This is a genomic window from Bradyrhizobium sp. STM 3561 (genome assembly GCF_045571455.1).
GTDB lineage: Bacteria > Pseudomonadota > Alphaproteobacteria > Rhizobiales > Xanthobacteraceae > Bradyrhizobium > Bradyrhizobium vignae.
This window is the reverse complement of the sequence record NZ_CP120695.1, coordinates 1821323-1845620: the sequence shown is the minus strand read 5'-3', so window position 1 is coordinate 1845620 and position 24298 is coordinate 1821323. Positions and strand designations below refer to the sequence as shown.

Below are 24298 nucleotides of genomic sequence, written 5' to 3'. Positions count from 1 at the left end.
ATGAACGCCTATGTCGGAACACCAACGTCACGCGTCGACGGCCGGGCCAAAGTCACGGGGGCAGCCAAATATGCCGGCGAATTCGCGGCAGACCACCTCCTCCATGGTTTCGTCGTCGCGGCCACCATTCCGCGCGGGCGCATCGCCCGCCTCGACACCAGCGAGGCGCTGAAGGTGAAGGGCGTGGTCGACGTGCTCACCCACGCGCATCGTCCGCCCCTCGCCGACAAGGACGACGCCTGGAAGGACGAGGTGGCGCCGGAGAAGGGCTCGCCGTTCCGGCCGCTCTATGATGACAGGATCAAGTTCAACGGCCAGCCGATCGCGCTGGTCGTGGCCGAGGACTGGGAAACCGCCAAGTTCGCCGCAACCCTCGTCCGCGTTGAATACGAGCAGGAGGCGTTTGCGACCGATCTCGAATCCGAGCGCGGCAAGGCTGCCAAAGTGGATCAGCCGCACAAGCCGCGCGGTGACGCGCCAGCAGCGCTGACGCGGGCGGCCGTCCGTCTCGAGGCGGACTATGTCATTCCGAGCGAGCATCACAACCCGATGGAGCTGTATGCGACGACGGCCGTCTGGGACGGCAACGGCGGCATTACCGTCTATGACAAGACGCAGGGTGTCCAGAACGTCCAGAAGTTTCTCTGCAGCGTTTTCGGCAAGAAGCCGGACGACATCCGCGTGCTCTCGCCCTATGTCGGAGGCGCCTTCGGCTCAGGCCTGCGGCCGCAGCACCAGGTGGTCTTGGCAACGCTTGGCGCGCTCGCGCTGAAGCGGTCTGTCCGCGTCGTCCTGACACGGCAGCAGATGTACAGCTTGGGCTACCGTCCGATGACCATCGAGCACGTTGCGCTCGGCGCAAAGCCCGATGGCACGCTCGATGCCGTCAGCCACGAGGCCATTGCGGTCACCTCGCGCTTTGAGGATTTCTCGCGCAACGATACCGGCTGGGCGGAGCAGCTCTACAAGAGCCCCAACAGCCGTCTCTCCCACAAGCTCGTCCACCTCGACGTCGCCACCCCCTGTGACATGCGCGCGCCGGGCGCGGCATCGGGCGTCTGCGCGCTCGAATGCGCCATGGACGAATTGGCCGTCGCGCTCAAGCTCGACCCGATCGAGCTGCGGCTGAAGTGCTACTCGGATCGCGACCAAAGCGAAGACCTGCCCTACACTAGCAAGCGGTTGCGCGAATGCTACGCCCGCGGCGCCGAAGCCTTCGGCTGGGGGCGGCGGAACCCCGCGCCGCGCTCCATGCGCGACGGCAAGGAGCTGGTCGGCTGGGGCATGGCGACAGGGGTGTGGGAGGCGCTGCAGATGCCCGTCGCCGCCCGCATCGTGCTGACGGCCAACGGCCATGCCGAGGTCTCCTGCGCCGCATCCGACATTGGCACCGGTACGTACACCATCGTGGCACAGGTAGCGGCCGATGCCCTCGGGCTGCCGATCGACAACATCAGCGTCCGGCTCGCCGATTCGACCTTGCCGCAAGCCCCTGTCGAGGGCGGCTCCTGGATGGCGGCGTCCAGCGCGCACGCGGTGCTGGGAGCGGCCGAAGACATTCGCCAGGAGCTGGCACGGCTCGCCAAGGCGATGCCGGGCTCGCCGCTCGCTGACCCCGTCAATGTCACGTTGGTCGACGGCATGATCGCCAGCAACGGAGCCGCCGTCTCGATTGCGGATGTCATGCGCCACAGCAAGGTCGAGCGGATCGAAAAACAGAAGCTCAACCAGTTCGTAGAAGACAAATCGTACGCCCGCAACACGCATTCGGCCGTCTTCGCCGAGGTGAAGGTCGACGAGGAGCTCGGCGTGATCCGCGTCACGCGGGTCGTGAGCGCGGTCGCGGCCGGACGCATCCTGAACACCAAGACCGGCCGCAGCCAGATCATGGGCGGCGTTGTCTGGGGCATCGGAATGGCGCTGCACGAGGAGACGGTGATGGATCACCGCTTCGGCCGCATCATGAACGCGAACATTGCCGAGTACCACATTCCCGTGAATGCCGACGTTCACGACATAGACGTCATCTTCGTCGATGAGCCCGACGAACGGATCAACAGGCTGGGCGTCAAGGGTCTCGGTGAGATCGGTATCGTCGGCGTGCCTGCGGCGATTGCGAACGCCGTCTATCACGCCACCGGCAAGCGCATCCGGCGCTTCCCGATCACGCTGGACAAGCTGATTGACTGAATCAGGGCTAAACGAAACAACAGGCCGGCGCTCTACGCATCTGACGATGTGTCCGTCCCGTTCTCCAACTCGCGTCGCTTGGATTCGAGTTCCGACTGCGGCATCTCCTCGATCCCGACGAGATCTTTCCGCGGCGCGGTGGCCCGAATGAGCTCATCGAGTTTCAACTGGAGTGCAGCACTGTCCCTGTTCTGCGTGTTCTGTATCAGGAACACCATCAGGAATGTGACGATGCTGCTGACCGTATTCATGATCAGCTGCCATGTGTCGGAGAAGCCGAAGATTGGTCCGCTAACGAGCCACGCTGCCACGGTGCAGACCGCCAATGCAAACGGCCAGGGGCGGCCGCTCCGCGTTGCAATTTCGGACGCAAACCTGGAAAACCAGTGCTCTTTTCGTCGCTGAACCAAATTCGCACCGTCGCCCGATGCGCCGACGATCCTGGTGATGGAGGCGGTGAATTGCCGCGAGGCCATCGGCTCCATCGTGTCGGACGCCATCGAGAGTAGAACACGTCCCCCCGGCAGAGGTTTCAAACGCCTCCGCGGCTGAAGCAATCGGGGTGGGTATGCTTGGCGTGGCGAACTGCGGGCCTGGCCGGCCTATCATGCGGTGTCGCCAGCGCCACGGCTGCTGGTTCGACACGTCAAGGCACAGCGGTCGCTGGGTGCCCGTCCGCTGGGCCTTCACGACGGGAAATCGGCCGGTCTCACCTGGATGCGGTCGGCATGCAGGGACCAGTGATGCAAGGCCTGGTCCTTGCAAAATTTCGCCTTGGCCCGCTCTCTGGCTTCGTCCTCATCGGAGGCGTCGATCTCGAGCGTGCCCTGACACACCTCGATCTGTCGGCCATAGTCGCCGAGCACGTCCTTCATGAACCTGACGACATAAGTTGACATGGGACCTCCTACACCCCCGTCAGCCCCGGCGGCACTCTAATCCCATTTAGGCTGGTCTGGGGAAAGAGATTTTGACGCGGATCAAGGTCAGGATGCGGTTTTCTTCGCGCCGTCATTTCGGGGCGGCTCGCAGGGCCGAACCCGGAATCTCGGGATCCCGGGTTCGATTCCTCGCATTTCCCTATCCCGGCGTCACGCCAAAAGCCTGCTTGAAGCGTTCCGCATAGCGCGGCCAGACTTCGGGATTGATGATGCGCGGCGGGCGCTTGCCGTCGAGCACGTCCAGCACCTGTTCGGCGGCGATGCGGCCCATGTTCTGGCGCGCTTCGATGGTGACGCCGGCCGTGTGCGGGCTCGCCAGCACGTTATCGAACTGGAGCAGCGGATGCTCCGGCGGCGGCGGCTCCTTGGACCAGACGTCGAGGCCGGCTCCCGCGATGCGCTTGTCGCGCAGCGCCTTCAGCAAAGCGTCCTCGTCGTGGATGAAGCCACGTGCCGTGGTGATGAAATAGGCATGCGGCTGCATCAGCGCAAATTCGCGCACGCTGATCATGTTGCGGCTGCTCTTGTTCAGCGGGCAGGAGATCGAGACGAAATCGGCTCGGCGCAGCAGCTCGTCGAGCTCGACCTTCTCCCCGCCCCGCTCGGCCATCACTTCGGCCGACAAATATGGATCATAGGCCAGCACCTTCATGCCGAGCAGGCCCTTGCACAGCGCGGCGATGCGGCGGCCGACATTACCGAGGCCGATGATGCCGACGGTCTTGCCCTCGACTTCGTTGCCGACGAGCTCGTTGCGGTTGACGTCGCGTTCGCGGCGCAGACGGCGATCCGACTGGATGATGCGCTTGGACAGCGTCAGCATCATCGCCAGCGCATGCTCGGCGACCGAATGGGCGTTGCCGCCGGACTGATTGACGACGACGACGCCCGCCTCCGTGCAGGCCTCGACGTCGACGGGGTCGAAGCCCGCGCCATTGCTGGAGACCAGCAGCAAATTCGGCGTCCGCTTCAGGAAGGCGGCATCGACGTGGAAATGCGGCGCCAGCTCATCGCGCGCCGCGCCGATCTGATAGACATGGGCCGCGCTCAGGATGGGCGCATAGAAATCTTCAGGGCTTTCGTTCTCGATCCGATCGAGCCGGACGTCGGGCCGCGCCTTCAGGATGTCGATATAGATCGGATTGGCCAGGTATTTGACGTAGAACACGCGCTTGTTGTTGACGGACATCAGGCCCCTTCCGGCTCGCTCGCGGGGGGAGCTTGGCAGGTCGGCGCGACGCGCTCCGTCCGGTGCTTCCTCCCGTTCCTTCGTTGCCGCACTTATGACATGGCGGCGCCCTCCCCGGCAGGCCTTCTGGCGCAGATCACGGTGCTGGCTCGGACATGTTGACAATCCCGCTGCCCGCGTCAAGTTCGGCTCACCGCCGCGACGACCAGAACAATGGTCACGACCAAGAAGCATGCGCGGCCCTAGGGAGAACGCAATGGCGATTGCGGAGCAACAGACGGAGGGGACCAGCGACAGAAGCTGGCACGGCATCGTCCTGCAAACCCTGAAGCGGAACGCGGTCAGCCTCATCCCCTACGTGCCCGACCGCGTGCTGACGCCGCTGATCAAGAACCTGCACGCCGATCCCTTCTTCACCACCTTTGCCACCGCCCGCGAAGAGGAAGCGGTCGGCATCGTCTCAGGCGCGTGGATGGGCGGACGGCGCGGCGCGGTGCTGATGCAGACCTCCGGCTTCGCCACGCTCGCCAACGTGCTCGCTTCCCTCGCAGTGCCCTACCAGATCCCGCTGATCATGTTCGTGTCCGAGCGCGGGACGCTCGGCGAGTTCAACTACGGCCAGTCGCTGGTCTGCCGCACCATGCGCCCGGTGCTGGACTCGCTGGCGCTGGAGCACCACACCGTCACCCGGCTCGACGAGCTCGAATTCATTGCCGACCGCTCGATCAAGCAGGCCGTCACGACGCAGGCGCCGGTGGCGCTGATCCTCAACCCGCTGCTCACGGGCGGCAAGGTCTTCGACAAGTGAGGCCGGCCATGAGCGCACGCAACACCAAGATAATGAACCGCTTCGATGTGACTTCGCGCCTGATCGCGAAGCTCCAGCACGAAGAGGCCGTGATCGGCGGCATCGGCAACACCAATTTCGATCTCTGGGCCGCCGGCCACCGCCCACAGAATTTCTACATGCTTGGCAGCATGGGCCTCGCCTTCCCGATCGGGCTCGGCGTGGCGCTGGCGCAACCCGACCGCCGCGTCTTCGCGCTCGAAGGCGACGGCTCACTGCTGATGCAGCTCGGTGCACTGTCGACGATCGCAGCCCTGAAGCCGAAAAATCTCACGATGATCGTGATGGATAACGGCATCTACCAAATCACCGGCGCGCAGCCGACGCCCGCCGCGAATGTCGCTGACATCGTCGCAATCGCCGTTGGCTCCGGTCTCACCAACAGCGCCTGGGCCGCAGACGAGGAGGATTTCGAGCGGCTGGTCGACGATGCGATGGCTGCCTCCGAGCCCAACCTGATCGCCGTCAGAATCGACGATAAGCCGGGCGTGGGTACCACCCGCCGCGACCCCGTGCAGATCCGGGAACGCTTCATGCATGGTCTCGGCGTGCGCGAACCACTTTAACATTTTGTCATCAACTACATGTCGATCTGATGGCGGGACTATTCGGCGCCTTGCAAATCTGTGCTAAGCGAGCCGGATGCCCCTTTTGGTTCGTTCCTTTGCCTGGCTGCTCGCGGCCGCCGTCACATTCGCAACCCTTGGTCCACCGGGCCTGCGGCCCCATTCCGACCTCGGTCAGGACGGCGAACATGCGCTCGCCTTCATCCTGGTGGGGCTGGCCTTCGGCCTTGCCCACCGGCGGCGGCGCCTGCTGACCGCAGCGGCTGCAGTGGTCCTGATCGGCGTGCTCGAACTGATGCAACTTTGGGCACCCGGCCGCCACGCGCGGCTCGAGGATTTTCTGGTCGACGCGCTCACCGCTTGCCTCGGCTTCGTGCTCGCGGCCGCCGCAGATTGGGCCGTCGCCCGGCTTCGGGCCGATTCGGTCCTGACGAGCGAAGGCCCCGCGGAGTGACACTCCGCAGGGCCGATATTGTCAGCGTCGCAGATCAGTCGATGATCCTGACGACGCGGCGCGTGCGCGGTTCGACGATCACGCGGCGGTCGTTCACGACCGCGTAGCGATACTGGGTGTAGTTCGGCACCGGGCGCAGCACCACGGTGGGCGGCAACGGCTCGCCGACCACGACGCGCTCGCGGATCACCACGGAATCATCGCGCGGAATGCCGCCCAGAATTGCATTCGGAATTTCCAAACCTGCGCCAACGGCCGCGCCGACGGTGCCGCCGACCATCGCGCCGACCGGGCCGCCGATGTCGCCGCCCGCACGCGCGCCTTCTGCAGCGCCTTGGGCGGTGGTCGATTGAGCAAAGGCTGCGCTCGACGCCAGCAGCGACGCAGCAGCCAACGTAATCGCCAGACGGGTTTTCATGTCCTTACGCCTCCAGTGATTGCTATGCATGTTCAACCCGCGGGGCCGGAGCATTGTTCCGGTTCCCCTGCGACAAAGATGCAGCACGCATCTGGAGAGTGTTACCCGGTAACAGATCAGACCGCAGCGATCTCGTACCCTGCCATCAGTTCCAACGCGCGCACCATCGCCGAATGATCCCAGGCCTTGCCGCCATGGGCGGTGCAGGACGAGAACAATTGCTGCGCCACTGCGGTGCTCGGCAGCGAGAGGCCGAGCGTCCGCGCGCCTTCGAGCGCAAGGTTGAGATCCTTCTGGTGCAGCTCGATGCGAAATCCCGGATCGAAATTGCGCTTCACCATGCGCTCGCCATGAACTTCGAGAATCCGCGACGAGGCGAAGCCGCCCATCAGCGCCTTGCGCACCAGCGCGGGGTTCGCACCAGCCTTGGATGCGAACAGAAGCGCTTCGCTCACCGCCTCGATCGTCAGCGCGACGATGATCTGGTTGGCGACTTTCGTCGTCTGACCGTCGCCATTGGCACCGACATGCGTGACGTTCTTGCCCATCTTGTCGAAGATCGGCTTCATGGTGCCAAAGGCCCGCTCCGGCCCACCGACCATGATGGTGAGGCTCGCAGCTTTCGCCCCGACCTCTCCGCCCGAGACAGGTGCGTCGAGATAGTCCGCACCGAGCGCCTCGATCTTCTTGGCGAACTCTTTCGTCGCCAGCGGGGAGATCGAGCTCATGTCGACCACGATCTTGCCCTTGGAGATGCCGCTTGCGACGCCGTCCTTGCCGAACAGCACTGCTTCGACATGCGGCGTATCCGGCACCATGATGATGACGGCATCCGCCCGCTCCGCGACCTGCTTGGCCGATTTGCAGGCGATGCCGCCGGCGGAAATCAGCTCCGGCGCGATCGGCGCGAGATCATGCAGGAGAACGCGATGGCCCGCAGCCAGAAGATGGCCGGCCATCGGCCGTCCCATGGTGCCAAGTCCGATGAAGCCGATATTGGTCATGGTTTGATTTCTCACAGTTGGAGTAGCAAAGTTCATCGACGCATTCGGTGCACCTCTCCCGCTTGCGGGAGAGGTCGGCGCGTAGCGCCGGGTGAGGCTTCTCTCCACGTTGGGATTTCTTCCGCAAGGATCCCATCGCGGAGACACCCTTTCCCGCACGCGGCCGCACGCGGGAGAGGGAGCGCACCGTCATCGCGGCCGCATCTGGCCCTCAGGTCTCAAACGTCTGCGCCGCGTGCCACGAAAGGCCTTCCAGCGTCGTTGTGCGCGGCTTGTATTCGCAGCCGATCCAGCCGCGATAACCGATCGCGTCGAGATGGCGGAACAGGAAGGGATAGTTGATCTCGCCGGTGCCGGGCTCATGGCGGCCGGGATTGTCGGCGAGCTGGATGTGGGCGATCTGGGGCAGATATTCCTGCATGGTGCGGGCGAGATCGCCCTCCATGATCTGCATGTGGTAGATGTCGTACTGGATGAAGAGGTTGTTCGAGCGCACTTCCGAGATCAGCTGCACCGCCTGCTCGGTGCCATTGAGATAGAAGCCGGGAATGTCGAGCGTGTTGATCGGCTCGACCAGCAGCTTGATGTTCTCGCGCGCCAACGTCGAGGCCGCGAAGCGCAGGTTTCCGATCAGCGTTTCCTGAAGTTCGCGGGGATCAGCGTCGACAGGCGCAACACCGACGAGACAGTTGAGCTGGTCGCAATCGAGCGCCTTGGCGTAGTCGATGGCGCGGAACACGCCGTCGCGAAACTCGGCGCTGCGGTCGGGCAGGATCGCGATGCCGCGTTCGCCCGCTGCCCAGTTGCCTGCGGGGAGATTGTGCAGCACCTGCGTGAGGCCATGGGCCTCGAGCTGCTCACGCAGCTGCGCCTTGTCGAAATCATAGGGGAAGAGATATTCGACTCCGGAGAAGCCCGCCGCCTTCGCTGCGGCGAAGCGGTCGAGGAACGGCATCTCGTTGAAGAGCATGGTGAGGTTGGCAGCAAACTTCGGCATGATGCTCTTCCCTATTCCGCCGGCTGCAACACGCGGGTGGCGCCGACTTCGTCGAGCGGAAGATCCAGCACTTCCTCGAACTCGACGATGTTGTCGATCTCCGCGCCCATCGCGATGTTGGTGACGCGTTCGAGAATGAACTCGACCACCACGGGCACACGGTGCTTCGCCATCAGTTCACGTGCGGTGGCGAACGCCGCCTGCGTGTCCTTCGGATCAGTCACGCGGATCGCCTTGCAGCCGAGACCTTCGGCGACCGCAACGTGGTCGACGCCGTAGACGCCGATCTCGGGCGCGTTGATGTTCTCGAAGGAGAGCTGGACGTGGTAGTCCATATCGAAGCCGCGCTGGGCCTGGCGGATCAGGCCGAGATAGGAATTGTTCACGACGACGTGGATGTAGGGCAGATTGAACTGCGCGCCGACCGCGAGCTCCTCGATCAGGAACTGGAAGTCGTAGTCTCCGGAGAGCGCGACGATGTCGCGATCCGGGCACGCCGCGCGCACGCCGAGCGCGGCCGGCAGCGTCCAACCGAGCGGACCCGCCTGCCCGGCGTTGATCCAGTTGCGCGGCTTGTAGACGCCCAAAAATTGCGCGCCGGCAATCTGCGACAGGCCGATCACGGTGACATAGGTGGTATCACGACCGAACGCCTTGTTCATCTCTTCATAGACGCGCTGCGGCTTGATCGGGACGTTGTCGAAATGGCTCTTGCGCAGCATCGTCTTCTTGCGATCGCGGCAGGCCGCAGGCCACGCCTGGCGCTCGCGGAGCCTGCCTGACCGCCGCCACTCCCTGGCGACGGTGACGAAGAGCTCGAGCGCGGCCTTGGCGTCCGAGACGATGCCGAGATCGGGATTGAACACACGCCCGATCTGGGTCGGCTCGATGTCCACGTGGACGAATTTGCGGCCCTTGGTGTAGGTCTCGACCGAACCGGTGTGGCGGTTGGCCCAGCGGTTGCCGATGCCGAGGACGAAGTCGGATTCCAGCAGCGTGGCGTTGCCGTAGCGGTGGCTGGTCTGAAGGCCGACCATGCCGGCCATCAGCACGTGGTCGTCGGGGATCGCGCCCCAACCCATCAGCGTCGGGACAACAGGCACGTTGGCGATCTCGGCGAATTCGACCAGAAGCTCGGAGGCATTGGCATTGATGATGCCGCCGCCGGCGACGATCAGCGGCCGCTCGGCGGCGTTGAGCATCTCCAGCGCCTTCTCGACCTGCTTGCGCGTCGCGGTCGGCTTGTAGACCGGCAGCGGCTCATAGGTCTCGTCGTCGAACTCGATCTCGGCAAGTTGCACGTCGAGCGGCATGTCGATCAGCACCGGTCCCGGCCGGCCCGACCGCATCACATGAAACGCCTGGCTGAATACGCGCGGCACCAATGCCGGCTCGCGCACCGTCACCGCCCATTTGGTCACGGGTTTTGCGATCGACTCGATGTCGACGGCCTGGAAGTCTTCCTTATAAAGCCGCGTCCGCGGCGCCTGCCCGGTGATGCAGAGGATCGGGATGGAATCGGCGATCGCCGAATAGAGCCCGGTGATCATGTCGGTGCCGGCCGGCCCTGACGTTCCTATGCAGACGCCGATATTGCCAGCCTTTGCCCTTGTATAGCCCTCGGCCATGTGCGAGGCGCCCTCGACATGCCGCGCCAGGATGTGGCGGATCGAGCCGCGCTTCTTCAGCGCCGAATAGAGCGGATTGATCGCAGCCCCGGGAACACCAAAGGCAGTCGAGATGCCTTCCTTCTCCAGGATACGCACGGCCGCATCGACAGCTCGCATCTTCGCCATATCGGACCTCGCTCAGGTTAAGTCAGCGAGCGAGATCATCAGATGCGCGGAAGCCGATCTCAACGAGATCGATTTTATTTTCCACGATGCGGCAGCCACGGAAAAATCGTGGCGGTCTCAATCAGTTAGATCGAGATATGTGTGAAAGCCGCTTCACTCGAACAGCGGCGCCAGTTCCATCTGCGGCACCAGCACGAGGCCCTTGTCGGTGATGCGAATTTCCGGAATGACCGATAGGGGAATCAAATTGAAGCCCATGTAGGGGATGGTGCAGCCGGCCTCGGCCCACTCTTTCTTCAGCGCCTTGACCTCTTCGGCCACTTCTGTAACGCGCTTGTCCGAGAGCAGGCCTGCGATCGGCAGCGGGACCAGCGCCCTCACCCTGCCGTCGGCCACGACGCAGACGCCGCCCTGCCGGTCCTTGATGGCGGCGATGGCGACCTGCATATCGCCCTCGTTGGTGCCGGCGACGATGATGTTGTGGCTGTCGTGCCCGACACTGGAGGCGACCGCGCCGCGCTTCAGGCCGAAATCCTTCAAAAGGCCGTAGGCGACGTTGCCGGCCGATTTGCCGTGGCGCTCGACCACCGTGACGAAACAGAGGCCGTAGCGCGCGAACAGCGACGGCCAGTCCTTTGCGGGCTCGATCGCCACCTTCTCGTGGATCAAGGTGATGCCCGGCAATGCGGTCTTAATGGCGTTGATGGTGCAGGCCTTCGCGGGCAGTTCCGGCGTCAACTTCATCTTCTCCGGCAGCTTCACGGTGGCATAAGCCGCCTTCGGATATTGATAGCGCTGCGACAACACCCGATCGAGGCTATCAGTGATCTTGCCGTGCTCGACCACGAGCTCGCCGCCATACCACGTGCATTGCGGCTTGAGCTGGTCGTCCATCAGCACGAGATCGGCGCGACGGCCGCCGCCGAGGCCGCCGATTTCGCCCTCCATGTTGAAGCGCGTCGCGCCATGCAGCGAGCCCATCGACCAGGCCTGCTCCGGCGACATCCCTGCTTTCACGGCTTCGCGGACCACCCAGTCGAGACCGAACAGCAGCAGATCGTCGGCGTCGCGATCATCGGTGCACACGGCGGTGCGCTTGTGCGAGGCCCCGAGCTCGGTGATGGTCCGGATCGCCTGCGGCAGCGAATGCCAGGGCGTCGTTGGCGGGCCGCCGCGCAAAAACACCCAGACGCCGGCATCGAGCAGATCGTCGGCGATGTCGCGGTCGATTGCCTCGTGGGTGTCGGTGATGCCGGATGCCGCATAGGCCGCGACGAATTCGCGGCCATAGACGTGGCCGGATACCGGACGTCCCCGTTTCAAAGCAGCCGCGAGGATCGCATGACTGCGATCGTCGCCCATGGTCACCGGCACGAAATCCATCTTCTCGCCGAGCGCGACCGCTTCTGGCCAGCGGTCGAACAGGCCGGCGATCTTGTCCGGCGTCAGATCGCCGCCTGCAGTCTCCAGCTCGGCCGATGTCGCCGGCACCGTGCTCGGCACCGTCAGGAAGATCGAGAGCGGCGCCTCGCGCGCGTCCTCCAGCATCGCCTCGACGCCGGCAACGTCCATGACATTGCCGATCTCGTGGCTGTCGCAGAAGATCGTTGTGGTGCCGTTGAGCAGCGCGGCCTCGGCATACGCGCAGGCCGTCACCATCGAGGATTCGATGTGGATGTGCGGATCGACCAGGCCCGGCGCGATGATGCCGCCAGCTGCGTCGTAGGTCGTGACGTCGCGCCATACCTTCCGTGCTGTTCCGGAAGGCTTCACGGCCGCGATACGGCCGCCTGTGATCCAGACCTCCCGCGCCGGATGGATCCGCTCCGAATAGGTCGAGAGCACCCGCGCCCCGGTGACGACGAGATCCGGCGCGGCGCGTGCGGATGCGACATCGGCGAGACGTCGCGTCATGCTGTGAAGCGGCGCGACGGAGAAGCGGGTGAGCTTGTTCATCGGGGCTCTCGCGTGGGAATGATAGCCCGCGATGGTTGCCGCCGTTGGCGGCGAGGGCAACTCAAATAATACAGCACCCGTGCTTACGCATTGGGCAGAGGACCCCGACGTATCGAGGCATCGGGGCCCAACCTACCACTGCGGTCAGTCGCAGATGCGGCGGCGAACCACAACATCCTCACCGAACCGGTTGACCCGGTGTTGTACGATGGTGCGGCAACCGCCGTAGTATTGGTCACCGTCGTAGTCACGGTAGTATCGGTCCGGGCCAACATAGACGCCGCCGGAACCGATGCCAAACTCAACAGCGTTTGCTGTTGTTACCGCTCCCGCAGCTAGAGCAGCCACTGCGGCGAGCGCGAGGATCATTCGCTTCATTTGGCACTCCTCTCGCAAGTGACGGAGCATTGGGCCAACGATCGGGCTTGAGATTGGTTTCGTGACGATGAGCGAACACCAATGCAGAAAATCGTCGTTCCATTAAAAACAGCGCGTTCAGATCGGGAACCAGCTTGCGGCGCAATCGCACCAATTTACGCATCACTCATTGTGGCGTTTGCCACGCGCCGAAATTGGAACCCTTATGATGTTACCCATACCCATTTTGCAATTGTCTGCGCGCGGCGCTCGGATCTAATTGAAACAGCAGAATTCGCCTTCGCATGTGCTTGGAGTTTCACTTTTGCGGTTAAGAGCTTTCGCATCTGAATTGGATTTCGCGGCGAAAAGCATATGTGAGTTCAAACAAAGTTTGAGGTTGTCGCCGTTTGCCGCTCGAAATGCGATGGGGCGGATTGTCCGCATCGGGCTGCAGTGATGCTTGTAAGCGGAGTTGGTAACCGGCTTCTGTCAGCACTGCCGACCGCGGATCTCGATCTTTTGACACCCGATCTACAGACGGTCACTCTCGATCGGGAAGAGGTCGTCTCGCGAGTGGGGGATCATACCGAACACGTCCTCTTCCCTCACAGCGGCGCCGTTTCGGTGATGGTCGATATGGCGAATGGGCAGACGGTCGCCAGCGCCGCAATAGGGCGCGAGGGGGCAGTGGGCACTCTGTCCGTGCTGGGACCATCCCCTGCGGCCGTTACGACCATCGTTCGTGCCGCGGGGACGGCCTCGCGGATCCCCGCAGCGCGATTCCATGCTGCTTTCAGCCGGAGTCCTGCGATCCGGCACGTAGTCCAGCTTCACTTCAAGGCGGTGCTGATACAGTTTCAATTGGGCGGGGCTTGCAATGCACTGCATCCGGTCCAAGCCCGCATGGCACGCTGGCTGCTTCAACTTCACGATCGCATCAACCAAGACGTCCTGCCTCTCACGCAGGACGCGCTTTCGCAGATGTTGGGTGTGCGACGAACGACGGTGACGCTCCTGATGCGCAATCTGCGCGCTTCCGGAGCGATCAGATCTGAGCGGCGGGGCGAAATCGAGATCGACTCATCGCGGCTCGCTGCGGTGGCGTGCGAATGCCGCGACACCATGCGGCTCGAACTCGAGAAGATCTTCTCTATGAGTACAGCGCCATCTCGCGCTTTCGATCTGCCGATCCGGTAGAAACGGGCGATGCTCCTAGCTAGTCCTCGTTCGCCTTGAACCGCCCCAGCCCCTTGAGCACGAACGGCGCCAGCAGCGCGATCAGCGCGACACCGAGCAGCGTCGCCGAGATCGGGCTCTGCAGCAGCGTCATGGGATCGCCGAGGCTGATCGCGAGTGCGCGGCGGAGCTGGCTCTCGGCGATCGGGCCGAGGATCAGGCCGACGACGACCGGAGCAATCGGAAAATCGAACCGGCGCATCAGGAAGCCGAGCACGCCGAAGCCGGCCAGCATCGACAATTCGACGACCGACGGCTTGGCCGCGATCGTGCCCATGGTTGCGAACACGAGGATGCCGGCATAGAGCCAAGGCTGCGGGATCGCGAGCAGCCGTACCCACAGGCCGACCAGGGGCAAGTTGAGCACCAGCAGCATCATGTTGGCGATGAACAGGCTCGCGATCAGGCCCCAGACGAGGTCAGGCCGTTCGGCGAACAGCAGCGGGCCCGGGTTGAGGCCGTATTGCTGGAAGCCCGCCAACATCATCGCGGCGGTTGCCGAGGTCGGAAGTCCCAGCGTCAACAGCGGCACCAGCGTGCCGGCGGCGGAGGCGTTGTTGGCGGCCTCAGGTCCCGCGACGCCTTCGATCGCGCCCTTGCCGAACTCTTCCGGATATTTCGTGAGACGCTTCTCGGTCGAATAAGACAGGAAGGTCGGGATCTCGGCGCCGCCGGCGGGCAGCGCGCCGATCGGGAAGCCGAACATGGTGCCGCGCAGCCACGCCTTCCACGACCGCTTCCAGTCTTCCCTGGTCATCCACAGCGAGCCGCGCACCGGCTCCAGCTTCTCCTCGGTGTGGTGGCGGCGCGATGCGACGTAGAGCGCCTCGCCCACCGCGAACAAGCCGACCGCGAGCGTCGTCACCTCGACCCCGTCGAGCAATTCAGGCACGCCGAACGCAAGCCGGGCCTGGCCGGTCAGCTTGTCGATGCCGACGAGGCCGAGCGTCAGGCCGACGAACAGGCTGGTCAGGCCGCGGACCGGGGAATCGCCGAAGGTCGCCGACACCGTGACGAAGGCGACGCACATCAGCGCAAAATAATCCTCGGGGCCGAAGCGCACCGCGAAGTCGACCAGCCAGGGCGCGAGGAAAGCGAGCCCGATGGTGGCGATGGTGCCGGCGACGAAGGAGCCGATCGCAGAGGTCGCGAGCGCCGGCCCGCCGCGGCCGGCCTTGGCCATCTTGTTGCCTTCGAGCGCGGTCGCCATCGATGCGCTTTCTCCGGGCGTGTTGATGAGGATCGCGGTGGTCGAGCCGCCATACATGCCGCCATAGTAGATGCCGGCGAACATGATCAGCGAGCCGCCGGGATCGAGCTTGTAGGTCACCGGCAGCAGCAGCGCGACCGTCAGGGCCGGGCCGATGCCGGGCAGCACGCCCACGGCCGTGCCGAGGAACACGCCGATCAGCGCGTAAAGCAGGTTCATCGGCTGGACGGCGACCGCCATGCCATGCGCCAGCGCGGCAAAAGTATCCATCACAGCAATCGCTCCAGCGGGCCCGCAGGCAGGCTCAGCGTCAATAGCCGGTCAAAGGCGAGATAGATCAGGGTCGACATCACGAGGGCGATGGCGCTGTCGACGAGGACCGCGCGGCGACCGAAGGCAGCGGACGTCGTCACGAACAGCGCCGAGGTCGCCAGGATGAAGCCGCCGCCAAAGCCGATGATCGCAATCAGCAGCGCGAGGCCGACGAGGATCAGAAAGACCGGCACGGGACCGGTGCTCTCACGCGGCGGCAAGTTGCCGCGCAGCGCATCGATGAAATTGCCGACCGCCAGCAGCGCAAGGCCGCTGGCGACCACGACGGGCATCACCTCCGGCCCCATGCCGTACATCGCGGCGGATTGCAGGCCGCGCGCGTCCCAGACCAGCACCGCTGCGAGCGCCGCCAGCAACGCAGCGATAACGATGCCGGCGCGATCGACACGCCGCGGCGGCTGCGCAGAATCGCCTGATGTCATGACTTGACGAGACCGACCGATTTCAGCACGTCGGTGACGCGCACGGTTTCCTTCTTCAGGAAGTCGGCGAAGGCGTCGCCGCCGAGATAGGCGTCCTCCCAGCCCTTCTGCTTGAGGATCTCCTTCCAGGCGTCCGACGTCACCATCTTCTCGACCGCATCGCTCAAGGTCTTGCGCTGCTCCGGCGTGATGCCGGGAGGTGCGACCACCGAGCGCCAGTTGGCGATCACGAGGTCGATGCCCTGTTCCTTGAAGGTCGGGATGTCGCTGCCGGCAATGCGCTTCTCCGATGTCACGCCGATCGCGCGCAGCTTGCCGGACTTGATCTGCCCTTCATATTCGCTCAGCCCCGAGATGCCTGCGGTGACCTTGCCGCCAAGGATCGCAGCGAGCGACTCGCCGCCGCCGGAGAACGGGATGTAGTTGATCTTCTTCGCGTCGGCGCCGACGGCGCCGGCGAACAGCGCAGCCATCACATGGTCGACGCCGCCAGCCGAGCCGCCGGCGAAGGTCACCTTGGCGATATCCGCCTTCATCGCGGCGGCCAGATCCTGCCCGGTCTTGATCGGCGAGTTCGCGGGCACCACGATCACCTGGATTTCCTCGGTGAGACGCGCGATCGGCGTCACCTGTTCGAGCGTCACCGGCGACTTGTTCATGGCGAGCGCGCCCACCATGACGAAGCCGTTGACCATCATCTGGTTGCCATCGCCCTTGGCGCCATTGACGAACTGCGCGATGCCCACGCTGCCGCCCGCACCGGGAACGTTGGTGACCTGCACGCTGCGGGCGACGCCGGAGGCCACCAGCGCCTGCTGCATCGAACGCGCCGTCTGGTCCCATCCCCCGCCTGGGGCGGCCGGCGCCATCAGCTTGAGCTCGAGCTGCTGGGCAAAGGCCGGATTGGCTGCCGCCAGGGTCAACGCGACGGCTGCGCCGACAAGGCGCACGGGAAATCGAAACATGCAGGCATCTCCAGGCTCGTGCGGACTTCGCCGCATTATGTCGTTTGGTCGCATATCAACCAAAACGGCCGATGCTGTCCAGTGAGATCCCCTCAGGGTTTTGGCTAGCGGGATGCCGGGATCACCCCGCCAAGCGCGGCCGTCAATTCGGCAGCGACATCCCGGACGATCTGGCCAATCTCCGGCAAACGCTCGTCGGTGACGCGGCTGGTCATGCCGGATACGGAAATCGCGGCTAGCGGTTCGGCCAAAGCATTGTATACCACCGCGGCTACGCAGCGCAGGCCGATCTGTGCCTCCTCATCGTCGACGGCAAAGCCCTGCTTGCGGATTTTTTCAAGCTCCTTGAACAGGTCACTCGGCCGCACGATCGACTTCTCGGTCAGCCGGGGCATGCCGTGATGGCGGATGACGGCGCCGACGTCCTCGTCTGAATAGGTTGCGAGCACCGCTTTGCCGACGCCGGAGGTCACCATGGGAACGCGGCCGCCGACCTTGGTCAGCGAGCGCATGATCTCGCGGCTTTCCATGCGGGTCAGCACGATGATGAACTCATCGTCGACCACGGCGAGATTGGCGGTCTCGCGGGTGAGATCGCGCAGCTTGCGCAAGTAGGGAATCGCCTGCGCGGAAAAATTACGCCTCCGCGCAAAGCTGGCGCCAACTGTGAAGCTGCGCACGCCGACATGCCATTTCGATTCGCCACGGTCGAACTGCACGAAACGGCGGCTTTCGAGCGTTGCGAGCAGTCGGTGCACGGTGGAAGCCGACAGGCCGGTACGGATCGCAAGATCGCTGAGGCGATAACCTTCGTCGTCCTCGGCCAGCGTCTCGATGATCGACAGCGCGCGATCAACGGACTGCACGCCACCGTCGCGGCCCTCTTGATCAGCCTCCGCCGGCGATCTGGGTTCGAGCGATTTGCGCCGGATCACGTTCTTGCTCATCGCGACCTGCCGCTCTGGCTGGCATCATTCCGGGGCGCGCGTGAGCGCGAACCCGGAATCTCGAGATCCTCAGGTGCGCAAGCGCGCACCATAGTTGGACGCTTCGCGCCGCCCCGGGACGACGGGAGAGACAACGCTCAGAGCAGCCCTGCCCCGCGCGCCCACTTGTACTTGGCGCCGAGGACCTCGACCGGCAGCTCGGTCGAGTAGGCGTAGGCCGGGATACCGTTCTGGTAGAGATATTCGGCGGCTTCCTCGACCTCGACGTCGCCCGCGAGCGAGGCGACCATGGGCTTCACGAAGCCCTTGGCCTCCATCTCCTTCTTCACCTCGACCATGTTGCGGGCGAACACCATCGGTGGGGTCACGATGGTGTGCCAGTAGCCGAGGATCAGGGCGTGGATGCGCTCGTCCGACAGGCCGAGCTTCACCGTGTTGACGTAGGTGATCGGCGGCTCGCCGCCGGTGATATCCACAGGATTTCCGGCCGCACCAAACGGCGGGATGAACTTGCGGAAGGCCGCATCGAGGTCCGGGGGCATCGACATCAGCGACAAGCCGTTGTCGACGCAGGAATCCGACAGCAGCACGCCCGAGCCGCCGGCACCGGTGATGATGAGCACGTTCTCGCCCTTCGGCGTCGGCAACACCGGCACGCCGCGGGCGAATTCGAGCAGCTGGCGCAAGCTGCGCGCACGGATCACGCCGGACTGCTTGAACACGTCCTCATAGATGCGGTCGTTACCGGCGAGCGCGCCGGTGTGGGAGGACGCAGCCTTCGCACCGGCCGAGGTGCGGCCGGCCTTGAGCACGACGACCGGCTTCTTCTTGGAGACGCGCTTGGCGGCTTCCGCGAAGGCGCGGCCGTCCTTGAGGTCTTCGCAGTGCTGCGCGATCAGATTCGTGTTCGGGTCCTGCTCGAAGAAGGCGAGCAGATCGTCCTCGTCGATGTCCGACTTGTTGCCGAGGCCGACGATCGCCGAGACGCCCATCTTGGCCGAGCGCGAGAAGCCGATGATGGCCATGCCGATGCCGCCCGACTGCGACGACAGCGCCGCGTGGCCCTTGACGTCATAGGCCGTGCAGAAGGTCGCGCAGAGATTGGCCGGGGTGTAGTAGAAGCCGTAGATGTTCGGCCCCATCAAGCGGATGTCGTACTTCTTGCCGACCTCCACGATCTCGGCCTGCAGCTCCGGTGCGCCGGCTTCGGCAAAGCCCGAGGGAATCAGGACTGCGCCCGGAATCTTCTTCTCGCCGCATTCGGTGAGAGCTGCCGCCACAAACTTCGCGGGAATCGCGAACACCGCGACGTCGATCACGCCCGGCACGTCCTTGACGCTCTTGTACGCCTTATAGCCGAGGATCTCGGCGGCCTTGGGATGGATCGGATAGATCTCGCCCTTGTAGCCGCCGTTGATGAGGTTCTTCATCACGGAGTTGCCGATCTTGCCGTCCTCGGCGGAGGCGCCGACCACGGCGACCGCTTTCGGCTGCATGATGCGGTTCATCGCCGCGACGATCTCCTCAGTCGGGCGCGGCTTCGGCTTCGGCTTGTAGGCGAAATCGACGACGATGCGCACGTCCGCGGCGGTCGCGCCCTTCGGCGTCGCGAACACAGGGTTGAGGTCGAGCTCGACGATCTCCGGGAAATCGGTGACGAGCTGCGAGACCTTGACGATGACGTCGGCCAGAGCGTTGCGGTTCACCGGCTCGCTGCCGCGCACACCCTTCAGAATCTCGTGTGCCTGGATGCCGTCGAGCATCGAGAGCGCGTCTTCCTTTGTGGCAGGCGCGAGGCGGAACGTGATGTCTTTCAAGACTTCGACCAGCACGCCGCCAAGGCCGAAAGCCACCAGCTTGCCGAACGAACCGTCGGTGATCGAACCGACGATGACCTCGGTACCGCCGGCCAGCATCTGCTGCACCTGGACGCCCTCGATCTTGGCATCGGCCTTATATTTCTTCGCGTTTCCGAGAATGGTCTCGTAGGCCTTCGCGGCTTCCTCGGCCGTCTTGAGGCCGACGATAACGCCGCCGGCTTCGGTCTTGTGGAGAATGTCCGGCGAGACAATTTTCATTACGACGGGGAAGCCCATCGCGGCCGCCATTTTGCCGGCTTCGCCCGCCGATTTCGCCACGCCCTCCTTCGGCACCGGAATGCCATAGGCGTCGCAGACCAGCTTGCCTTCCGGCGCGGTCAGGCTGGTGCGGTTGTCCGCCTTGACCTGGTCAAGCACCTTGCGGACGGCATCTTTGGAATTGGACATGTGGCTTCTCCCTTGACCTCAGTTCGTTCTTTGCAAAGCGCGCGCGTGGTTTGCGGCTGCCTGTGATGCTTGCCATTCGCCGCGCTCTGTTCCATGCGACGGAACGGAGTGGCATAAAGCCCAAGACTACTCCGCCGGCTTGGATCAAAAATGGCTGGCGATGGCATTTGGTATGCCAGAAGCCAACTTGTCAAGCCGCCACGCATCTAAGAACGCCGCAAAAAATAGGCAGCTTGACATTCTGGCATGTGGTATGCCAAAAACTTTCCCGTCAATATTCCTGTAAAAGACGACTCCCACTGGAGGAGATTCGTCGTGTCACTACGGAAACCAACCAAGGCATTGCCGAACATGGCCGAGGCAGACATCGCAATCGTTCGTATTGCCCCGGAGAGCAGCTTCAAGAACAAGGCGTATGACGCCTTGAAGGAAGCCATCCTCAAGATGGACATCTACTCGACGCCCGAGCCGGTGATGCTCGACGAGCGCGCGCTGTCCGAACGCCTCGGCGTCAGCCGCACGCCGATCCGCGAAGCCATCGCGATGCTCGAGCAGGACGGCTTCGTGAAGACGGTGCCGCGCCGCGGCATCATGGTGGTGCGCAGGACCAAGAGCGAGATCGTCGACATGATCCGCGCCTGGGCGGCGCTGGAGAGCATGGCCGCCCGCCTCATCACCACCACCGCACGCAAGAAGGACATCTCGGCGCTGCGCGACTTCTTCAAGGATTTCGGCAAGGACCGCCTGCCCGAGGATCATGTCGAGGAATACTCCAAGGCCAACATCGCCTTCCACCAGGCGCTGATCTCGCTGTCGGAATCCCCCGTGCTGGTCGACCTCACCAACGACCTGTTGCTGCACGTGCGCGGCTACCGGCAACTGACGATCGGGCGCAAGGACCGCACCGCGACCTCGCTGCCCGAGCATCTCGGCATCATCGAAGCCTTGGAAGCGCGCGATACCGAGCTCGCCGAGAAGCGCGCCCGCGATCACACCCTCGGTCTTGCCGCTTACGTCGAAGCGCACGGCCAGGAACTCTTCACTTAAGCAACGTTCACCAGAAGGGCGAACAATTCGCCCCAACGACCTTGAGACCAGGGAGACAAGGCCCATGCTGAATACCGCGACCAAGTCCGAAGCACCGGGCACCGAGCAGGAACTGACGGATGGCTTCCATCTCGTCATCGACGCGCTCAAGCTGAACGGCATCAACACCATTTATAATGTGCCGGGCATCCCGATCACGGATTTGGGCCGCATGGCGCAGGCCGCCGGTATTCGCGTGATCTCCTTCCGCCACGAGCAGAACGCCGGCTACGCCGCAGGCATCGCCGGCTATCTCACCAAGAAGCCCGGCGTTTGCCTCACGGTGTCGGCGCCCGGCTTCCTCAATGGTCTCACTGCGCTCGCCCACGCCACCACCAACTGCTACCCGATGATCCTGGTTTCGGGCTCCTCCGAGCGCGAGATCGTCGACCTCCAGCAGGGCGACTACGAAGAGATGGACCAGCTCGCGATTGCAAAGCCCCTGTGCAAGGCGGCCTATCGCGTGCTGCACGCCCAGGACATCGGCATCGGTTTCGCCCGCGCCATTCGCGCTGCGGTCTCGGGCCGTCCGGGCGGCGTCTATCTGGACCTGCCGGCAAAGCTGTTCGGGCAAGTGATGAACGCCGAGGCCGGCCGGAAGTCGCTGGTCAAGGTGATCGACGCGGCGCCCGCGCAGATCCCCTCGCCCGCTTCGGTGAAGCGCGCGCTCGACGTGCTCAAGAGCGCCAAGCGTCCGCTCATCATTCTCGGCAAGGGCGCGGCCTACGCGCAGGCCGATGAGGAGATCAAGAACTTCGTCGAGAAGAGCGGCATGCCGTTCCTCCCGATGAGCATGGCCAAGGGCCTCCTGCCCGACACCCATCCGCAGTGCGCCGGCGCGGCCCGCTCGACCGTGCTGAAGGAGTCCGACGTCGTCATGCTGATCGGCGCGCGGCTGAACTGGCTGCTCTCGCACGGCAAGGGCAAGAGCTGGGGCGAAGCGCCGAAGAAGTTCATCCAGGTCGACATCGAGCCGAAAGAAATGGACTCCAACGTCGAGATCGTCGCGCCCGTCGTCGGCGACATCGGCTCAGTGGTCTCCGCCTTCAACCAGGCGATGGGCTCGAGCTGGACTGCACCGCCCGCCGACTGGACCAAGGCCGTCTCGACCAAGCGCGAAGAGAACGTCGCCAAGATGGCGCCGAAGCTCATGAACAACAAGTCGCCGATGGACTATCACGGCGCGCTCGGCGTCTTGAAGAACGTCATCAAGGAGTATCCCGAGGCGATCCTCGTCAATGAAGGCGCCAACACGCTCGACCTCGCTCGCGGCGTCATCGACATGTACCGCCCGCGCAAGCGCCTCGACGTCGGCACCTGGGGCGTGATGGGCATCGGCATGGGCCAGGCGATCGCGGCCGCGCTCGAGACCGGCAACCCCGTGCTGGCGGTGGAAGGCGACTCGGCGTTCGGCTTCTCCGGCATGGAGGTCGAGACGATCTGCCGCTACAACCTGCCGATCTGCGTCGTGATCTTCAACAATGACGGCATCTATCGCGGCACCGATGTCAACGGCGCCAATTCCGATCCGGCGACCACCGTGTTCGTGAAGGGCGCGCGCTACGACAAGATGATGGAAGCCTTCGGCGGCGTCGGCGTGAATGCCACCTCGCCGGATGAACTGAAGCGCGCCGTCAACGAAGCCATGAAGTCCGGCAAGCCGACGCTCATCAACGCCGTGATCGATCCGGCCGCGGGCTCGGAGAGCGGCCGCATCGGCAACCTCAATCCGCAGAGCGTTCTGCAGAAGAAAAAGTAAGTCCACCCCTTCAACCCTTACTCCCTGTGGTTAGCAGGGGCAGACAGAGTACGGAGCAACACGATGACCAAAGCGCTCACGGGCGTTCGCATTCTCGATTTTACCCACGTCCAGTCCGGACCGACCTGCACGCAGCTGCTGGCCTGGTTCGGCGCCGACGTGATCAAGGTGGAACGCCCGGGCGTGGGCGACATCACCCGAGGCCAACTGCAGGACATCCCGAACGTGGACAGCCTGTATTTCACCATGCTCAACCACAACAAGCGCTCGATCACGCTCGACACCAAGAACCCCAAGGGCAAGGAAGTCCTCACCGAGCTGATCAAGAAGTGCGACGTGCTGGTGGAGAATTTCGGCCCCGGCGTGCTCGACCGCATGGGCTTCCCCTGGGAGAAGATCCAGCAGATCAACCCGAAGATGATCGTCGCCTCGATCAAGGGCTTTGGTCCTGGCCCATACGAAGACTGCAAGGTCTATGAGAACGTCGCGCAGTGCACCGGCGGCGCCGCCTCCACGACCGGTTTCCGCGACGGCCTGCCGCTCGTCACCGGCGCGCAGATCGGCGATAGCGGCACCGGCCTGCACCTGGCGCTCGGCATCGTCACCGCGCTCTATCAGCGCACGCATTCGGGCAAGGGCCAGCGCGTCACCGCCGCGATGCAGGACGGCGTGCTCAACCTCTGCCGCGTCAAGCTGCGCGACCAGCAGCGCCTCGCCCATGGTCCGCTCAAGGAGTACAGCCAGTTCGGCGAAGGCGTGCCGTTCGGCGATGCCGTGCCGCGCGCCGGCAACGATTCCGGCGGCGGCCAGCCCGGCCGCATCCTGAAGTGCAAGGGCTGGGAGACCGATCCCAACGCCTACATCTACTTCATCACCCAGGCCCCGGTCTGGGAGAAGATCTGCGACGTCATCGGCGAGCCGACCTGGAAGACCGATCCGAACTACGCCAAGCCGGCGGCGCGCCTGCCGCGGCTCAACGAGATCTTCGCCCGCATCGAGCAGTGGACGATGACCAAGACCAAGTTCGAGGCGATGGAGATCCTCAACAAGGACGACATCCCCTGTGGCCCGATCCTGTCGATGAAGGAGATCGCCGAAGACCAGTCGCTGCGCGCGACCGGCACCGTCGTCGAGGTCGACCACCCCACCCGCGGCAAGTACATTTCGGTCGGCAACCCGATCAAGCTGTCGGATAGCCCGGCCGAAGTCACCCGCTCGCCGCTGCTCGGCGAGCACACGGACGAGATCCTGCGCTCGGTGCTCGGCTTCAGCGATCATCAGGTCGCCGACATCCACAAGTCCGGCGCGCTCGACCCGCCGCAGAAGCAGGCCGCTGAGTAAGCGACGCTTCTTCG

General features: G+C 64.1%; 23 protein-coding genes. 9 read left to right on the top strand and 14 right to left on the bottom strand.

The annotated features are described in order from the left end of the window. Positions 1 to 2190: a xanthine dehydrogenase family protein molybdopterin-binding subunit gene (locus P6U28_RS08330; RefSeq protein ID WP_122404052.1), complete on the top strand. Its 2190-nt coding sequence runs from the start codon at positions 1 to 3 to the stop codon at positions 2188 to 2190. A gap of 32 nt (positions 2191 to 2222) precedes the next feature. Here P6U28_RS08330 and P6U28_RS08325 read toward each other — a convergent pair whose 3' ends face one another. From P6U28_RS08325 to P6U28_RS08315, 3 genes are all read right to left on the bottom strand, one after another. Next, positions 2223 to 2675: a low affinity iron permease family protein gene (locus P6U28_RS08325; protein ID WP_245509475.1), complete on the bottom strand. Its 453-nt coding sequence runs from the start codon at positions 2673 to 2675 to the stop codon at positions 2223 to 2225. A gap of 201 nt (positions 2676 to 2876) precedes the next feature. Further along, on the bottom strand, positions 2877 to 3089 hold the full coding sequence (locus tag P6U28_RS08320; RefSeq protein ID WP_122404053.1) for a hypothetical protein: 213 nt from the start codon (positions 3087 to 3089) through the stop codon (positions 2877 to 2879). Between the two features lie 181 nt (positions 3090 to 3270). Beyond that, positions 3271 to 4320, bottom strand: a complete 1050-nt coding sequence (locus P6U28_RS08315; RefSeq protein ID WP_122404054.1) for a hydroxyacid dehydrogenase — start codon at positions 4318 to 4320, stop codon at positions 3271 to 3273. A gap of 256 nt (positions 4321 to 4576) precedes the next feature. On the opposite strand from P6U28_RS08315, the gene P6U28_RS08310 reads away from it, so the two are divergent. The 3 genes from P6U28_RS08310 (at position 4577) to P6U28_RS08300 (ending at position 6187) form a co-directional block, all read left to right on the top strand. Continuing rightward, positions 4577 to 5128 carry a thiamine pyrophosphate-binding protein gene (locus P6U28_RS08310; protein ID WP_162500353.1) on the top strand — a complete coding sequence of 184 codons (552 nt, stop codon included), beginning with the start codon at positions 4577 to 4579 and terminating at the stop codon, positions 5126 to 5128. 8 nt (positions 5129 to 5136) lie between these two features. Further along, positions 5137 to 5733, top strand: a complete 597-nt coding sequence (locus P6U28_RS08305) for a thiamine pyrophosphate-dependent enzyme (RefSeq protein ID WP_162500354.1) — start codon at positions 5137 to 5139, stop codon at positions 5731 to 5733. Between the two features lie 76 nt (positions 5734 to 5809). Further along, positions 5810 to 6187, top strand: a complete 378-nt coding sequence (locus tag P6U28_RS08300; RefSeq protein WP_407122037.1) for a VanZ family protein — start codon at positions 5810 to 5812, stop codon at positions 6185 to 6187. 34 nt (positions 6188 to 6221) lie between these two features. Here P6U28_RS08300 and P6U28_RS08295 read toward each other — a convergent pair whose 3' ends face one another. From P6U28_RS08295 to P6U28_RS08270, 6 genes are all read right to left on the bottom strand, one after another. Beyond that, positions 6222 to 6605, bottom strand: coding sequence for a DUF1236 domain-containing protein (locus P6U28_RS08295; RefSeq protein ID WP_164936828.1), 384 nt, complete (start codon positions 6603 to 6605; stop codon positions 6222 to 6224). Between the two features lie 116 nt (positions 6606 to 6721). Next, entirely contained in the window at positions 6722 to 7609 is an 888-nt protein-coding gene (locus tag P6U28_RS08290) for a 2-hydroxy-3-oxopropionate reductase (RefSeq protein WP_209294327.1), read from the bottom strand. Between the two features lie 211 nt (positions 7610 to 7820). Further along, positions 7821 to 8606: a hydroxypyruvate isomerase gene (gene hyi, locus P6U28_RS08285; RefSeq protein WP_122404061.1), complete on the bottom strand. Its 786-nt coding sequence runs from the start codon at positions 8604 to 8606 to the stop codon at positions 7821 to 7823. An 11-nt stretch (positions 8607 to 8617) separates the two neighbouring features. Beyond that, complete coding sequence (gene gcl / locus P6U28_RS08280) at positions 8618 to 10402, bottom strand: glyoxylate carboligase (protein ID WP_407122035.1); 1785 nt, start codon at positions 10400 to 10402, stop codon at positions 8618 to 8620. 153 nt (positions 10403 to 10555) lie between these two features. After that, positions 10556 to 12358 carry an adenine deaminase C-terminal domain-containing protein gene (locus P6U28_RS08275; RefSeq protein ID WP_122404063.1) on the bottom strand — a complete coding sequence of 601 codons (1803 nt, stop codon included), beginning with the start codon at positions 12356 to 12358 and terminating at the stop codon, positions 10556 to 10558. Positions 12359 to 12502: 144 nt separating this feature from the next. Then, positions 12503 to 12736 carry a hypothetical protein gene (locus tag P6U28_RS08270; RefSeq protein ID WP_129143038.1) on the bottom strand — a complete coding sequence of 78 codons (234 nt, stop codon included), beginning with the start codon at positions 12734 to 12736 and terminating at the stop codon, positions 12503 to 12505. An 81-nt stretch (positions 12737 to 12817) separates the two neighbouring features. On the opposite strand from P6U28_RS08270, the gene P6U28_RS08265 reads away from it, so the two are divergent. Next, a complete protein-coding gene (locus tag P6U28_RS08265) occupies positions 12818 to 13066 on the top strand; it encodes a hypothetical protein (protein ID WP_145987023.1) in 249 nt (82 codons plus the stop codon). Between the two features lie 108 nt (positions 13067 to 13174). Continuing rightward, a complete protein-coding gene (locus P6U28_RS08260; RefSeq protein ID WP_245162605.1) occupies positions 13175 to 13915 on the top strand; it encodes a Crp/Fnr family transcriptional regulator in 741 nt (246 codons plus the stop codon). 19 nt (positions 13916 to 13934) lie between these two features. Here the strand turns inward: P6U28_RS08260 and P6U28_RS08255 are convergent, their stop codons facing one another. The 5 genes from P6U28_RS08255 to P6U28_RS08235 form a co-directional block, all read right to left on the bottom strand. Further along, complete coding sequence (locus tag P6U28_RS08255; protein ID WP_407122033.1) at positions 13935 to 15434, bottom strand: tripartite tricarboxylate transporter permease; 1500 nt, start codon at positions 15432 to 15434, stop codon at positions 13935 to 13937. Continuing rightward, on the bottom strand, positions 15434 to 15919 hold the full coding sequence (locus P6U28_RS08250; RefSeq protein WP_122404067.1) for a tripartite tricarboxylate transporter TctB family protein: 486 nt from the start codon (positions 15917 to 15919) through the stop codon (positions 15434 to 15436). The genes P6U28_RS08255 and P6U28_RS08250 overlap by 1 nt, the downstream gene beginning before the upstream one ends. After that, entirely contained in the window at positions 15916 to 16884 is a 969-nt protein-coding gene (locus P6U28_RS08245) for a Bug family tripartite tricarboxylate transporter substrate binding protein (protein WP_407122031.1), read from the bottom strand. Before P6U28_RS08245 ends, P6U28_RS08250 begins: the two co-directional genes overlap by 4 nt. Before the next feature lie 104 nt (positions 16885 to 16988). Beyond that, positions 16989 to 17831 carry an IclR family transcriptional regulator gene (locus P6U28_RS08240; RefSeq protein ID WP_122404069.1) on the bottom strand — a complete coding sequence of 281 codons (843 nt, stop codon included), beginning with the start codon at positions 17829 to 17831 and terminating at the stop codon, positions 16989 to 16991. A gap of 137 nt (positions 17832 to 17968) precedes the next feature. Then, positions 17969 to 20098 (bottom strand): acetate--CoA ligase family protein, encoded by a 2130-nt coding sequence (locus P6U28_RS08235; protein WP_122404070.1) that lies wholly within the window; start codon positions 20096 to 20098, stop codon positions 17969 to 17971. 351 nt (positions 20099 to 20449) lie between these two features. On the opposite strand from P6U28_RS08235, the gene P6U28_RS08230 reads away from it, so the two are divergent. The 3 genes from P6U28_RS08230 (at position 20450) to frc (ending at position 24284) form a co-directional block, all read left to right on the top strand. Continuing rightward, positions 20450 to 21145 carry a GntR family transcriptional regulator gene (locus P6U28_RS08230; protein ID WP_162500618.1) on the top strand — a complete coding sequence of 232 codons (696 nt, stop codon included), beginning with the start codon at positions 20450 to 20452 and terminating at the stop codon, positions 21143 to 21145. A gap of 64 nt (positions 21146 to 21209) precedes the next feature. Further along, entirely contained in the window at positions 21210 to 22943 is a 1734-nt protein-coding gene (oxc, locus tag P6U28_RS08225; protein ID WP_122404072.1) for an oxalyl-CoA decarboxylase, read from the top strand. A gap of 63 nt (positions 22944 to 23006) precedes the next feature. After that, positions 23007 to 24284 (top strand): formyl-CoA transferase, encoded by a 1278-nt coding sequence (gene frc / locus P6U28_RS08220; protein WP_129143031.1) that lies wholly within the window; start codon positions 23007 to 23009, stop codon positions 24282 to 24284. The last annotated feature ends 14 nt before the right edge of the window (positions 24285 to 24298 follow it).

Excerpts from the sequence above, each read along its gene's own strand:
- P6U28_RS08315 (WP_122404054.1), bottom strand. The coding sequence starts at position 4,320 with ATGTCCGTCAACAACAAGCGCGTGTTCTACGTCAAATACCTGGCCAAT.
- P6U28_RS08290 (WP_209294327.1), bottom strand. The coding sequence starts at position 7,609 with ATGACCAATATCGGCTTCATCGGACTTGGCACCATGGGACGGCCGATG.
- hyi (WP_122404061.1), bottom strand. The coding sequence starts at position 8,606 with ATGCCGAAGTTTGCTGCCAACCTCACCATGCTCTTCAACGAGATGCCG.
- P6U28_RS08320 (WP_122404053.1), bottom strand. The coding sequence starts at position 3,089 with ATGTCAACTTATGTCGTCAGGTTCATGAAGGACGTGCTCGGCGACTAT.
- P6U28_RS08330 (WP_122404052.1), top strand. The coding sequence starts at position 1 with ATGAACGCCTATGTCGGAACACCAACGTCACGCGTCGACGGCCGGGCC.
- P6U28_RS08260 (WP_245162605.1), top strand. The coding sequence starts at position 13,175 with ATGCTTGTAAGCGGAGTTGGTAACCGGCTTCTGTCAGCACTGCCGACC.
- P6U28_RS08295 (WP_164936828.1), bottom strand. The coding sequence starts at position 6,605 with ATGAAAACCCGTCTGGCGATTACGTTGGCTGCTGCGTCGCTGCTGGCG.
- P6U28_RS08305 (WP_162500354.1), top strand. The coding sequence starts at position 5,137 with ATGAGCGCACGCAACACCAAGATAATGAACCGCTTCGATGTGACTTCG.
- P6U28_RS08270 (WP_129143038.1), bottom strand. The coding sequence starts at position 12,736 with ATGAAGCGAATGATCCTCGCGCTCGCCGCAGTGGCTGCTCTAGCTGCG.
- P6U28_RS08325 (WP_245509475.1), bottom strand. The coding sequence starts at position 2,675 with ATGGAGCCGATGGCCTCGCGGCAATTCACCGCCTCCATCACCAGGATC.
- P6U28_RS08265 (WP_145987023.1), top strand. The coding sequence starts at position 12,818 with ATGCAGAAAATCGTCGTTCCATTAAAAACAGCGCGTTCAGATCGGGAA.
- P6U28_RS08240 (WP_122404069.1), bottom strand. The coding sequence starts at position 17,831 with ATGAGCAAGAACGTGATCCGGCGCAAATCGCTCGAACCCAGATCGCCG.
- P6U28_RS08230 (WP_162500618.1), top strand. The coding sequence starts at position 20,450 with ATGGCCGAGGCAGACATCGCAATCGTTCGTATTGCCCCGGAGAGCAGC.
- oxc (WP_122404072.1), top strand. The coding sequence starts at position 21,210 with ATGCTGAATACCGCGACCAAGTCCGAAGCACCGGGCACCGAGCAGGAA.
- P6U28_RS08235 (WP_122404070.1), bottom strand. The coding sequence starts at position 20,098 with ATGTCCAATTCCAAAGATGCCGTCCGCAAGGTGCTTGACCAGGTCAAG.
- P6U28_RS08275 (WP_122404063.1), bottom strand. The coding sequence starts at position 12,358 with ATGAACAAGCTCACCCGCTTCTCCGTCGCGCCGCTTCACAGCATGACG.
- frc (WP_129143031.1), top strand. The coding sequence starts at position 23,007 with ATGACCAAAGCGCTCACGGGCGTTCGCATTCTCGATTTTACCCACGTC.
- P6U28_RS08310 (WP_162500353.1), top strand. The coding sequence starts at position 4,577 with ATGGCGATTGCGGAGCAACAGACGGAGGGGACCAGCGACAGAAGCTGG.
- P6U28_RS08250 (WP_122404067.1), bottom strand. The coding sequence starts at position 15,919 with ATGACATCAGGCGATTCTGCGCAGCCGCCGCGGCGTGTCGATCGCGCC.
- gcl (WP_407122035.1), bottom strand. The coding sequence starts at position 10,402 with ATGGCGAAGATGCGAGCTGTCGATGCGGCCGTGCGTATCCTGGAGAAG.
- P6U28_RS08245 (WP_407122031.1), bottom strand. The coding sequence starts at position 16,884 with ATGTTTCGATTTCCCGTGCGCCTTGTCGGCGCAGCCGTCGCGTTGACC.
- P6U28_RS08300 (WP_407122037.1), top strand. The coding sequence starts at position 5,810 with ATGCCCCTTTTGGTTCGTTCCTTTGCCTGGCTGCTCGCGGCCGCCGTC.
- P6U28_RS08255 (WP_407122033.1), bottom strand. The coding sequence starts at position 15,434 with ATGGATACTTTTGCCGCGCTGGCGCATGGCATGGCGGTCGCCGTCCAG.